This window comes from Rhodococcus sp. 05-2255-3B1 (genome assembly GCF_002258545.1).
GTDB lineage: Bacteria > Actinomycetota > Actinomycetes > Mycobacteriales > Mycobacteriaceae > Rhodococcoides.
The window spans coordinates 1-12856 of the sequence record NZ_NOZC01000001.1 but is presented as its reverse complement, the minus strand read 5'-3'; the positions used below and the strand labels follow the sequence as shown (position 1 = coordinate 12856).

Below are 12856 nucleotides of genomic sequence, written 5' to 3'. Positions count from 1 at the left end.
TCCCGATGAGCCCGGCGCGAAGTATCCCCCCGGCACCCGTCGTCATGGGTGTACTCAACGTCACTGCCGATTCGTTCTCCGACGGCGGTCGATACCTCGACGTCGACGCTGCCGTCGAACACGGGTTGGCGATGCATCGTCGCGGCGTCGACATAGTCGACGTCGGTGGTGAGTCGACGCGGCCCGGAGCAGACCGGATCGATCCGACACTCGAGGCGCAGCGTGTCGTACCGGTCATCGCTGCGCTCGCCGAAGCAGGGGTGGCCACCAGCGTCGACACCATGCGTGCCTCGGTCGCCGAGGCCGCAATCGAGGCCGGGGTATCGATCGTCAACGACGTCTCGGGCGGTCGGGCGGATCCGGCCATGGCCGGGGTGGTTGCGGACGGCGGATTGCCGTGGATCCTGATGCACTGGCGAGCCGCCGGATCCGAATACCGGCACGCCGGTCCGGCCGATCGGTACCACGACGTGGTCGCCGACGTCCGCAGCGAACTGCTCGAACAGGTCGACCACGCAGTGGCCGCAGGAGTGGACACCGCGATGCTCGTGCTCGACCCGGGCCTCGGCTTCGCCAAGAACGCCGAGCACAACTGGCAACTGCTCCGTGGCCTCCCCGATCTGGTGTCGGCCGGCTTCCCGGTTCTCGTCGGTGCCTCCAGGAAGCGATTCCTCGGATCACTGCTGGCGGACGACGACGGTTCTCCGCGACCGCCGGACGGGCGAGAGGTCGCCACGGCCGTGGTGTCGGCGCTCGCCGTCGCCGGGGGAGCGTGGGGTGTGCGCGTGCACGACGTTCGAGCGTCACTCGACGCGGTGGCGGTCGTACGGGCATGGCAGGGTGATCGGGCATGAGCGAGATCAGCAGCCGCGTCGGCACCGGGACGCGTCGCGGCGACCGCATCGAACTGCGTGGCCTGACGGTGCGCGGCAATCACGGCGTCTTCGACTTCGAGAAGCGAGACGGGCAGGACTTCGTCGTCGACATCACCGTCTGGATGGACCTGCGGCCCGCGGCCGAGACCGACGACCTGACGCGAACCTTGCACTACGGAGAACTGGCCGAGCACGCCGCGGCTGTCGTCGCTGGCCCGTCGAAGGACCTGATCGAGACGGTCTCGGCCGAGATCGCCGAGGTCGTGCTGGCGTACGACTCACGCGTCGACGCGGTGGAGGTGGTGCTGCACAAGCCGTCGGCACCCATCCCGTTGACGTTCGGGGACGTTGCCGTGGTGGCGTACCGGGAGCGGTCGTGACCCGGGCGGTGCTGTCCATAGGCAGCAACGTCGGTGATTCGCTGGCCCACTTGCGTTCTGTCACAACCGAATTGGGGTCACGGCTGGTGGCCTGCTCGCCGGTCTATCGCTCCGCTCCCTGGGGCGGCGTCGAGCAGCAGGACTTCCTCAATGCCGTCGTGGTGGCCGAGGACGAAGCGTTCGACGCCTGGGATTGGTTGCGCTTCGGGCAGCGCCTCGAGGAGGCGGCCGATCGCGTTCGAGTCCAGCGGTGGGGGCCGCGGAGCCTCGACGTCGACGTGGTCGTGTGCGAGAACCTGATCAGCGAGGACCCTCGTCTGATCCTTCCGCACCCGCGCGCGCACGAGCGGGCGTTCGTCCTGCTGCCGTGGCTGGACGTCGAACCGGACGCCACCCTGCGGGTCGGCGACGACGATGTGCCGGTGACCGAATTGCTCGCGCGACTGTGTCCGGAGGAGCGTGCGGGAGTTGTCCAGCAGGAGTGGAGCCTGCAGGAACGACCGGAAGAGCAAGAGGGCGTCGGTGATGGGTCGTGGTGACCAATCCCACCAAGGTCTGGGATGTGCTGGGTCTTTTCCTGGTCGCCTCGATAGGCACGTGGTTGCTGGTTCGGGTCTTCTACGGCTCGTTGCCTCCGATTCCGGTGTACGCCGGGGCGTCGTTGTATCTGGTCGCGGTGGTGCAAGTGGTCACCGCGGTGATCGTTCGCAACCGCATCGCCGAGCATCGGGTGGGCAGCGGTCTGCACGATCTGCACCCGTTGACTGTGTTCAGGGCGTTGGTGTTGGCCAAGGCATCGATGCTGGTGGGGACCGCTGTCGTCGGAGTGTGCGTCGGGTTTCTGGTGTACGTGATACCGCGTGCGGCGACGGTGCGGGCAGCGTCGTCGGACAGGGCCGGAGCCGTCGTCGCGCTCGTGGCGGGACTGGCCGTCGTCGCTGCCGCGGTGTGGCTCGAACAGTGCTGCCGTACCCCGGAAGACCGTGACGACGAGCGTTCTCGGTAACGCTCGAAACATTTGATTGTTACCTCGGTTGTGTAAGTGATCGGTCGAGGATGACTATTTGCGAACGATTTGCCAGTTACCCTTGTGAACATGACAGATCAGACTCGCGCAAAGAAGGGACGCCGTAAGAGGCGTAGTGCGAGCCAGCTGTTCCTCGCGGCGCTCGTCGTGTTCGGCATCATCGCCAGTGTGTTGTTGCTCTTCACCGAGAGCGTGCAGTGGATGAGGGTCGGTGTCCTTTCGGCGCTGTGGGCTGCGGTGATCGGTGCGTTCGCGATGACCAAGTACCGGCGCGAGGCGGCCGCCGATCAGATCAAGGCCAAGGATCTGCAGACGGTCTACGAGTTGCAGTTGGCTCGGGAGATCTCGGCGCGACGCGAGTACGAGATGAACGTCGAAGCCCGGGTTCGCAGCGAATCGCAGCTCGAGATCGACGAGGTCGCAGCACTGCGCAACGAACTCGCTGCCCTCCGCCAGAACCTGCAGGTGCTCTTCGACGGCAATCTGCCCACCGAACGTGTCGCACTGCGTGCCGAAGCGATGAGGATGCAAGAACTCGGCGGACGCGGGTACGACAGCTACCAACCTGCACCGTCCGGCCTGTACGTCCCCGGTCGCGGCAACGGTTCGATGGCACCGGGAACCGGCCTCAACGGAGTCGGAACTCCCTACGACGAGCCGGTCACAGCCGAGACGTCGGTGGTGTACCCCGAGGATCCGGACGAGATGCCGCAGGCCACGGCTTCAGCAGCGGCATCGTCGGCTGCCGAATCGGCCCAGGATTCGTACGCCGATGATTCGTTCGAGGAGACGAGTCACGACACGGACGCCTCCGACACGGACGCGGACCCGTACGAGCGACCTGCAGCGCAGGCCCGCCCCTACGGCGCACCGAGACCGGCGGGGCGCGTGACGCCGCCCAGCTCCCCTTTCACCGCATACGACTTCGAGCAGACGCGTCGACCTGCGGCCGAGCCGGAACCCGAGGCGGAGCCAGAGCCGCAGGCCACAGCCGAGACCGAACACACGGAGGTCGATTCGGTCGGTTCGTACTCCACGGGTTCGTTCTCCGCGGACTCGTTCTCCGGGGACTCGTATTCCACGGAGTCCTATGCTGCGGATCCTTTCTCCGCGGAGCCGAACACGCAATCCGAGAACGAGCCCGCCGCGGACCGGAACGGCGACGCCCTCTCTGCGTCGCGCGCCTCGCTGCGTGAATCGGCGGACGCGTTCTTCGCGGCCGATCACGACTACCGGACATCGGTTGAGGACACGTCCGTCTCGCCCCGACGCGGCCGTAGGCGCGCGGAGTCGACCGACGACGAGGATGCGTCGGGCGCACACTCGAACGGTCGATCCGTCGCCGAGATCATGGCCGGACTGCAAGGCGGAGGGTCCGGAGATGCGGCCACGACCGACCCGGGCACACGCCGCCGTCGCCGTCGCGCAGACTGAGAACCAGATCACACAGTTCTTCCATGGCCCGCGAGGGGTCGCGGTCGCTATTGTTCCGTGCAGGACGTCCGGTACCCGCAGAGCGGGACTGGAACGAACGAGAGGAAATTTTCGGTGACCTCATCCGGGTTCACTGGTGGTCTGTCTCCGGCTCGCTTGACGGTAGGTGTCGTCTCGGCGGGACGGGTCGGTACCGCATTCGGTGAGGCGCTCGAACGCGTCGGGCATGTGGTCGTCGGTGCCGCTGCCGTGTCGGACGCGTCCATCACGCGGGTGCGTGAGCGGCTCCCCGAGTCCCAGGTGCTGCCCGTCGACGAGGTTGCTCGTCGCGCCGAACTGCTGATCCTGGCGGTACCGGACAGCGAGTTGGCATCGATCGTGGCGGGCCTGGCGTCCACCGGAGCGGTGGCACCGGGAAAGTTGGTGGTGCACACCTCCGGCGCGAACGGGATCTCGGTGCTCGAGCCGCTGTCCGCTCTCGGTGCCGTGCCGTTGGCGATCCACCCGGCCATGACGTTCAGCGGCGGAGTCGAGGACACCGACCGGATGACGGCGGCGTGCTTCGGCATCACCGCAGGCGACGAGATCGGCTACGCGGTGGCGCAGGCCCTGGTGCTCGAGATCGGCGGCGAGCCGGTGCACGTGCCCGAGAACAATCGGCCGCTCTACCATGCCGCGCTCGCGCACGGCAGCAATCACCTCGTCACGCTTGTGGTCGACGCGGTCGAAGCCCTCCGAGTTGCATTGGCCGGACCGGGTTTTCCCGGTTCGGATTCCGAACGCGGTGTGCCCGAGCGTGTTCTGGCTCCACTGCTCGAAGCTGCGCTGGACAATGCTCTGCGCAACGGACAGTCGGCGCTCACCGGGCCGGTGGCCCGCGGCGATACCGCGGCCGTCGGCAAGCATCTCGACGTACTCGAATCCGTGGATTCGAGGATCGCAGCCGGATACCGCGCGCTGTCCTTGCGATCGGCGCAGCGGATCGGTGCCAAGGCAGACCTGATCGAACTTCTGGAAGGCAATCGATGACCCTCGCGGGGAGCTACACCAAGGGGCAGTTGACGGTTCACCACGATCCTGCGGTGATCACGTCGGTGTCGAAAGCACTTCGGGGCGTCGGGAAGCAGGTCGCTCTGGTTCCGACCATGGGCGCGCTGCACGCCGGGCACGTGCAGTTGGTGCGGCAGGCCAAGCTCACCGGTGCGGTGGTGATCGTGTCGATCTTCGTCAACCCGCTGCAGTTCGGTGTGGGCGAGGACCTCGATGCCTACCCGCGCACCCTCGACGCCGATGTCGCGTTGCTGCGTGAGGAGGGCGTCGAACTGGTCTTCGCGCCGTCGGCGTCGGACATGTATCCGTCGGGTCCGCGCACCACCGTCAATCCCGGACCGCTCGGCGCAGAGCTCGAAGGCTCGAGCAGGCCAACGCATTTCGCCGGAATGCTCACCGTGGTGGCCAAGCTGCTGCAGATCGCGGCTCCGCATCGCGCGTACTTCGGCGAGAAGGACTACCAGCAACTGACACTGATCCGGCAGATGGTGCGCGATCTGAACTTCGACGTCGCCGTCATCGGGGTCCCGACGGTTCGCGAGCAGGACGGTCTTGCGCTGTCCTCGCGTAATCGCTACCTGGACCCCGAGCAGCGTGACGCTGCGATGGCGCTGTCGGCCGCGCTGGTCGCCGGGGCGCACGCCGCGGCCGGGGGAGTCGAGGCCATCATCGCCACTGCGCGTGCAGTTCTGGACGAGGCTCCGCTGGTGCAGGTCGACTACCTGGAGGTGCGCGACCCGCATCTCGGTCCGGCTCCCGAACGTGGGGACGGCAGACTGCTCGTGGCGGCCAAGGTCGGCACCACGAGATTGATCGACAATGTCGGTGTCGCAGTCGGCACCGGTTTTCTGGAGGCAGGAGTGGAGCCTGCGGAACGACCAGAAAAAATTAGTCCCGACGATCCGAAGAGCTGAGGGCACAACATGTTTCGAACAATGATGAAGTCCAAGATCCATCGCGCCACCGTCACGCACGCCGATCTGCACTACGTGGGCTCGGTGACCGTCGATCAGGATCTGATGGAGGCAGCCGACCTGCTCGAAGGCGAACAGGTCACCATCGTCGACATCGACAACGGTGCGCGGCTCGAAACGTACGTGATCACCGGTGAGCGCGGCAGCGGTGTCATCGGGATCAACGGCGCTGCAGCACATCTGGTCGATCCGGGTGACCTGGTGATCCTGATCGCCTACGGCGTGATGAACGAGCAGGAGGTGGCCGACTACGCGCCGAGGGTGGTGTTCGTCGACGAGAAGAACCGGCCCGTCGAGCTGGGAAGCGATCCGGCTCATGCGCCCGCGGGCTCGGGTCTGATCACACCGCGCGATCTGCGGGCCGATTCCGTGCTGGTCTGATTCGATGCTCCTCGCGATCGATGTACGCAACACCAGTACCGTGGTCGGCCTGTTCACCGGCACCGGTGATCATTCGAAGCTACTGCGAGACTGGCGCATTCGAACCGACCCTCATGTGACGGCCGATGAACTGGCACTGATGCTGCGCGGCCTGCTGGGTGAGGACGCGGAACAGATCACCGGAATCACCGCACTGTCGACCGTTCCGTCGGTGCTTCGAGAGATGCGGACGATGCTCGCGCGCTACTGGGATCACGTGGTGCACGTGATGGTCGAACCCGGCGTGCGGACCGGCGTGCCGTTGCTGGTCGACAATCCCAAAGAGGTCGGTGCCGATCGCATCGTCAATACCCTTGCCGCACACGACCTGTACGGAACGGCGTGCATCGTGGTGGATTTCGGAACCACCACCTGCGTCGACGTCGTCTCGGCCAAGGGGGAATTTCTCGGCGGTGCCATCGCTCCCGGGCTGGAGATGTCCGCGTCGGCCATGTCCACTCGCACGGCCACGCTGCGTGAGGTGGAGATGATCCGGCCCCGTTCGGTACTGGGCAAGAACACCGTGGAGTGCATCCAGTCGGGCACCATCTTCGGGTTCGCCGGTCTGGTCGACGGCCTCGTCGGGCGAATTCGACGAGAGGTTCCCGAGGTGACGGGCGCGGACGTCGCCATCATCGGTACCGGAGACATCGCAGCGTTGATCTTGCCCGAGTCGACGACCATCGAGCACCACGAACCCGACCTGACCCTCGAGGGGCTGCGTCTGGTCTACGAACGCAACATGGCCAAACGACGCCCCCGCTGAACGGCTGGCGCATCGTGCGATGGTGTGCCAGAATCGTCGGCGTGATGACGTGCATGGCCACCCAGGAGTGTTGTCGAGGCTGAACCCTGCCTCGTTCGTACACACCCCTGGAGTAGAGCTTCATGCTTTCCACACCTGTACTTTTCGTACCTTCGCGCACCCCTTTGTCGTCGCGCTCGGTCTCGACGCTTCCGACCCGGTTGCGCCCACCCGACCTGCTTCGCATCACCGACCAGGGCGCATCCGACGTCCTCGAGGGCCGCTTCGACCACCTGCTTCCCGGCGGCGGCCGCTGGCCGACCGACGAGCGTTGGGCCGCCCGACTGCATTCCGACGACGACCTCGACGTCTGGTTGATCAGCTGGGTTCCCGACCGTTCCACCGAACTGCACGATCACGCGGGATCGCTCGGTGCGCTCACCGTTCTCAGCGGTTCGCTTCTCGAATATCGTTGGGCCGGAACAGGACTGAAGGAGCGTCACCTCGACGCCGGTGATCAGGCGTCGTTCCCGCTCGGTTGGGTTCACGACGTGATGCACGATCCGGCGTCCACCACGACCGGCCCCACCCTCAGCGTCCACGCCTACTCGCCGCCCCTGACGGCGATGTCCTACTACGAAGTGACCGAACGGTCCACGCTGCGTCGCACCCGTAGCGAGCTCACCGACGAACCCGAGAAGGCCACGCTGTGACCATCCCCGCCATGACCATTGTCGAAATGCTCGAATCCGCACGCGAAACCATCGATCGAATGACCGTCTTCGAGCTGCGCGACGCCGTCGACCGCGGAGCCGTCGTCGTCGACATCCGCCCCCAGGCGCAGCGCGCCGTCGAGGGAACGCTGCCCGGTGCGCTCGCCATCGAACGCAACGTCCTCGAATGGCGTCTGGACCCGACGAGCGATGCGCGCCTGGCGATCGCCGTCGACCACGACGTCGAATGGATCGTCATCTGCTCCGAGGGTTACACCTCGTCTCTCGCCGCCGCGTCGCTCAAGCTGCTGGGTCTGCACCGGTCCACCGATCTGGTCGGCGGTTACCAGGCGCTGAAGTCGGCAGGACTGCTCGGTGTACTCACGCAGGCGAAGCACTGCGTCCGTGAGGCCGAGGCCGTCGCTGCGCACTGATCGTCCGCACCGGATCGGACTGTAAAGTGTGTGCGCGTGACTGACACAGCTTCCACCCAGCAGGCCGACGACACCCCGGAGCAACTACGGATTCGTCGTGCCAAGCGCGCCGCGCTGCTCGAGCGTGGGGTCGAGGCGTATCCGGTGTCGGTTCCACGCACGCACTCCTTGCTCGAGATCAGGACCGAATTTCCCGAACTCGAACCCGACACGACGACCGGCCTCATCGTCGGCGTCGTCGGCCGGGTCATCTTCGTGCGCAACACCGGCAAGCTGTGTTTCGCCACGCTGCAGGAGGGCGACGGCACCCAGCTGCAGGCCATGATCAGCCTGGCAGGTGTCGGCGAGGACGCTCTCGCCCTGTGGAAGTCCGATGTCGATCTCGGCGACTTCGTGTTCGTGCACGGCGAGGTGATCAGCTCCCGCCGCGGCGAGCTGTCCGTGATGGCCGACGCGTGGCAGATCGCATCGAAGTCGTTGCGGCCGTTGCCCGTCGCGCACAAGGAACTGAACGAAGAGACGCGCATTCGGCAGCGGTATCTGGATCTGATCACGCGTCCGGAGGCCAGGGAAACCGCCCGCAAGCGCATCGCCGTCGTCCGGGAACTACGCAACGCACTCGAGCGTCGCGGCTTCCTCGAGGTCGAGACTCCGATGTTGCAGACCTTGCACGGCGGCGCGGCGGCTCGGCCGTTCGTCACCCATTCCAATGCCATGGACACCGACCTCTACCTCCGGATCGCGCCGGAACTGTTTCTCAAGCGCTGCGTCGTCGGCGGCATCGAGAAGGTGTTCGAGATCAACCGGAACTTCCGCAACGAGGGTGCCGACTCCTCGCATTCGCCGGAGTTCGCGATGCTCGAGACATACGAGGCCTACGGGACGTACGACGACTCGGCGAAAATGACGCGTGAACTCGTCCAGGAAGTGGCCATGGCCGCACTCGGGTCCACAGTCGTCACGCTGCCCGACGGCACCACCTACGACCTCGGCGGCGAATGGACGACGCTCGAGATGTACCCGTCGCTGTCGGAATCGCTCGGATTCGACGTCACCCCCGACACCACCGTCGACGAACTGCTCGCGATCGCCGACAAGGTCGGGGTCGAGGTGCCGCGCAAGGACGGCGTCCCGATCTACGGCCACGGCAAGCTCGTCGAGGAACTGTGGGAACACCAGGTCGGCGACGCGTTGACCGAGCCCACGTTCGTCCGTGACTTCCCGGTCGAGACGTCCCCGCTGACGCGTCAGCATCGCAGCAAGCCCGGCGTCACCGAGAAGTGGGATCTCTACGTTCGCGGATTCGAGTTGGCCACCGGTTACTCCGAACTGGTCGACCCGATCATCCAGCGTGAGCGTTTCGAGGATCAGGCGCGTCAGGCCGCGGCGGGCGACGACGAGGCCATGGTGCTCGACGAGGACTTCCTCGCCGCGATGGAACAGGGCATGCCGCCGACCACCGGAACCGGCATGGGCATCGACCGCCTCCTGATGGCACTGACCGGCTTGGGAATCCGCGAAACGATCCTGTTCCCCATCGTCAAGCCTTCCCAGGCCTGATCGAACGGAGAAGAGCTGTTCGCCAGCAGCGGACAGTGAACGGGAAACGTTTTGCATAGTGCCTGCGTTATGAACAATAAGCAGGCAAGGCAGTCCGCACACGTGGGCCGTCGCGCAGCATTTCAGGGGTGGAGGGTCGGCGTTCGTCACGTCGGCCAACTACAGTGAGAAGCAGTCTTACCTTCAAATGCACAAGCGACCCGGCGTGTTGGACACTGCGGCGCTAGAAGAACTGGTGGGCGAGCTACCACCCGCCAAGAAGTGAGGGAGAGCGATGTTCGAGAGGTTCACCGATCGCGCGCGGCGTGTTGTCGTCCTGGCTCAAGAAGAAGCCCGGATGCTCAACCACAACTACATCGGCACGGAGCACATTCTGCTCGGCCTCATCCACGAGGGCGAAGGCGTCGCAGCCAAGTCTCTCGAGTCGCTGGGCATCTCCCTCGAAGGAGTACGCAGCCAGGTAGAGGAGATCATCGGCCAGGGTCAGCAGGCTCCGTCCGGTCACATTCCGTTCACCCCGCGCGCCAAGAAAGTACTCGAGCTCAGCCTGCGTGAAGCACTGCAGCTCGGCCACAACTACATCGGCACCGAGCACATTCTGCTGGGACTGATCCGCGAAGGCGAAGGCGTCGCAGCTCAGGTTCTGGTCAAGCTCGGAGCCGACCTCAACCGCGTGCGTCAGCAGGTCATCCAGCTGCTGTCGGGCTACCAGGGCAAGGAGCCGTCCGAGAGCGGCAGCGGCCGCGGCGAGGCGGGCACCCCGTCGACGTCACTGGTTCTCGACCAGTTCGGCCGCAACCTCACCCAGGCGGCGCTCGAAGGCAAGCTCGACCCGGTCATCGGTCGCGCGAAGGAAATCGAGCGCGTCATGCAGGTGCTGTCGCGTCGCACCAAGAACAACCCGGTGCTCATCGGCGAGCCCGGTGTCGGTAAGACCGCGGTCGTCGAGGGCCTGGCTCAGGCCATCGTCAACGGCGAGGTTCCCGAGACGCTCAAGGACAAGCAGCTCTACACTCTCGACCTCGGCTCGCTCGTGGCCGGCAGCCGTTACCGCGGTGACTTCGAGGAGCGCCTGAAGAAGGTGCTCAAGGAGATCAACACCCGCGGCGACATCATCCTGTTCATCGACGAGCTGCACACGCTCGTCGGCGCAGGTGCCGCCGAAGGTGCCATCGACGCAGCATCGATCCTCAAGCCCAAGCTGGCTCGTGGCGAGCTGCAGACCATCGGTGCCACCACCCTCGACGAGTACCGCAAGTACATCGAGAAGGACGCCGCTCTCGAGCGTCGTTTCCAGCCCGTCCAGGTCGGCGAGCCGACCGTCGAGCACACCATCGAGATCCTCAAGGGTCTGCGCGATCGCTACGAGGCACACCACCGCGTCTCGATCACCGACGGTGCCCTCGTCGCTGCCGCCACTCTGGCCGACCGGTACATCAACGACCGGTTCCTGCCCGACAAGGCAATCGACCTCATCGACGAAGCGGGCGCGCGGATGCGCATCCGCCGGATGACCGCGCCGCCAGACCTGCGCGAGTTCGACGACAAGATCGCCGACGCGCGCCGGGAGAAGGAATCGGCCATCGACGCACAGGACTTCGAGAAGGCTGCGAACCTGCGCGACAAGGAGAAGACGCTCGTCGGTCAGCGCGCCGAGCGGGAGAAGCAGTGGCGCTCCGGTGACCTCGACGTCATCGCCGAGGTGGACGACGAGCAGATCGCCGAGGTTCTGGGTAACTGGACCGGCATCCCCGTCTTCAAGCTCACCGAGGAAGAGACCACTCGTCTGCTCCGCATGGAGGACGAGCTGCACAAGCGGATCATCGGTCAGGTCGAGGCAGTCAAGGCCGTCTCGAAGGCGATCCGTCGTACCCGTGCAGGACTGAAGGACCCGAAGCGTCCGTCGGGCTCGTTCATCTTCGCCGGCCCGTCCGGTGTCGGTAAGACCGAGCTGTCGAAGGCTCTGGCGAACTTCCTCTTCGGCGAGGACGACGCACTCATCCAGATCGACATGGGCGAGTTCCACGACCGCTTCACCGCGTCGCGCCTGTTCGGTGCTCCTCCCGGATACGTCGGGTACGAAGAGGGCGGCCAGCTCACCGAGAAGGTCCGTCGCAAGCCGTTCTCCGTCGTGCTGTTCGACGAGATCGAGAAGGCACACCAGGAGATCTACAACACCCTCCTGCAGGTGCTCGAAGACGGTCGTCTCACCGACGGCCAGGGACGCACGGTCGACTTCAAGAACACCGTGCTCATCTTCACCTCGAACCTCGGTACCTCGGACATCTCGAAGGCAGTCGGCCTCGGCTTCTCCTCGGGCGAAGGCACCGGATCGAACTACGAGCGGATGAAGCTGAAGGTCAACGACGAGCTGAAGAAGCACTTCCGCCCCGAGTTCCTCAACCGTATCGACGACATCGTCGTGTTCCACCAGCTCACCAAGGACGAGATCATCCAGATGGTCGATCTCATGCTCAACCGAGTCGAAGGTGCGCTCAAGAACAAGGACATGGCGATCGAGGTCACCGAGAAGGCGAAGTCGTTGCTCGCCAAGCGCGGATTCGACCCCGTCCTGGGTGCGCGGCCACTGCGTCGCACCATCCAGCGCGAGATCGAGGACCAGCTGTCGGAGAAGATCCTCTTCGGCGAAATCGAAGCCGGCCAGATCATCCTGGTCGACGTCGAGAACTGGGACGGCGAAGGCGCAGGCGAGGACGCGAAGTTCACCTTCCGCGGTGAGAAGAAGGCGATCATCGTCCCCGACGAAGTCCCGGTCGATCTGGCCAAGGCCACCGGAGACAGCGACAGCGAGTAGCTCCACCAGCTCCACACAACGGGCGATCCTCTTTCGAGAGGATCGCCCGTTGTCGTCTGTCCACCCGTCCACCCACTCAGCCCGCCTACCCACCCGCGCATGCACTGGCCGCCCTCGGCGCAGCTGGACTGCTGTACTTTTCGCTGCCCGCACTCGCCGATGCGCCGATCTCGACACTGGCCCGCTGGGCTCCAGATATCGCGCTGCTGTTCTGGATCCTGCTCGCCGAACTTGTTGTCATCGCCGTTGCCCTCGGCGCTCGGGTCCTGCGTCAATGGACCACTGCACACGTCTGAGCGCTGCAATGTGCCATTCACCCGCGGAGCTGATCTGCGTGAATGGACCACTACATACGTCTGAAGAGTGCAATGGTCCATTGACGCAGGACCCGAGCGCCGACGGCAACGGCGCTGACAACAAGTTCCGCGA

The 12856-nt window shown here is 65.3% G+C and carries 13 protein-coding genes; all 13 read left to right on the top strand.

Annotated features, from left to right (window positions below; all coding sequences use genetic code 11):
* Positions 1-5 precede the first annotated feature (5 nt).
* Positions 6-854, top strand: a complete 849-nt coding sequence (gene folP, locus CH249_RS00065; RefSeq protein ID WP_176459166.1) for a dihydropteroate synthase — start codon at positions 6-8, stop codon at positions 852-854.
* Positions 851-1255, top strand: coding sequence for a dihydroneopterin aldolase (gene folB, locus CH249_RS00060; RefSeq protein ID WP_094646723.1), 405 nt, complete (start codon positions 851-853; stop codon positions 1253-1255). Before folP ends, folB begins: the two co-directional genes overlap by 4 nt.
* Positions 1252-1794, top strand: coding sequence for a 2-amino-4-hydroxy-6-hydroxymethyldihydropteridine diphosphokinase (folK, locus tag CH249_RS00055; protein WP_094646724.1), 543 nt, complete (start codon positions 1252-1254; stop codon positions 1792-1794). The genes folB and folK overlap by 4 nt, the downstream gene beginning before the upstream one ends.
* On the top strand, positions 1791-2261 hold the full coding sequence (locus CH249_RS00050; protein ID WP_094628620.1) for a DUF3180 domain-containing protein: 471 nt from the start codon (positions 1791-1793) through the stop codon (positions 2259-2261). The genes folK and CH249_RS00050 overlap by 4 nt, the downstream gene beginning before the upstream one ends.
* A 90-nt stretch (positions 2262-2351) precedes the next feature.
* Entirely contained in the window at positions 2352-3716 is a 1365-nt protein-coding gene (locus tag CH249_RS00045) for a DUF6779 domain-containing protein (RefSeq protein ID WP_094683063.1), read from the top strand.
* 114 nt (positions 3717-3830) lie between these two features.
* Positions 3831-4745, top strand: coding sequence for a Rossmann-like and DUF2520 domain-containing protein (locus CH249_RS00040; protein ID WP_032395166.1), 915 nt, complete (start codon positions 3831-3833; stop codon positions 4743-4745).
* Positions 4742-5680: a pantoate--beta-alanine ligase gene (panC, locus tag CH249_RS00035; protein ID WP_032395165.1), complete on the top strand. Its 939-nt coding sequence runs from the start codon at positions 4742-4744 to the stop codon at positions 5678-5680. The genes CH249_RS00040 and panC overlap by 4 nt, the downstream gene beginning before the upstream one ends.
* Positions 5681-5689: 9 nt before the next feature.
* Positions 5690-6121, top strand: coding sequence for an aspartate 1-decarboxylase (gene panD, locus CH249_RS00030; protein WP_032395164.1), 432 nt, complete (start codon positions 5690-5692; stop codon positions 6119-6121).
* A 4-nt stretch (positions 6122-6125) separates the two neighbouring features.
* Positions 6126-6926, top strand: coding sequence for a type III pantothenate kinase (locus CH249_RS00025; protein WP_032395163.1), 801 nt, complete (start codon positions 6126-6128; stop codon positions 6924-6926).
* 122 nt (positions 6927-7048) lie between these two features.
* Positions 7049-7618 carry a cysteine dioxygenase family protein gene (locus tag CH249_RS00020; protein WP_094683062.1) on the top strand — a complete coding sequence of 190 codons (570 nt, stop codon included), beginning with the start codon at positions 7049-7051 and terminating at the stop codon, positions 7616-7618.
* Positions 7619-7629: 11 nt separating this feature from the next.
* Positions 7630-8052 (top strand): rhodanese-like domain-containing protein, encoded by a 423-nt coding sequence (locus CH249_RS00015; RefSeq protein WP_045200894.1) that lies wholly within the window; start codon positions 7630-7632, stop codon positions 8050-8052.
* A 36-nt stretch (positions 8053-8088) separates the two neighbouring features.
* Complete coding sequence (gene lysS / locus CH249_RS00010; protein WP_094646726.1) at positions 8089-9612, top strand: lysine--tRNA ligase; 1524 nt, start codon at positions 8089-8091, stop codon at positions 9610-9612.
* A gap of 274 nt (positions 9613-9886) precedes the next feature.
* The gene (locus CH249_RS00005; RefSeq protein WP_032380134.1) at positions 9887-12427 is read left to right on the top strand and encodes an ATP-dependent Clp protease ATP-binding subunit; all 2541 of its coding nucleotides are present in this window, start codon (positions 9887-9889) and stop codon (positions 12425-12427) included.
* Positions 12428-12856 lie beyond the last annotated feature (429 nt).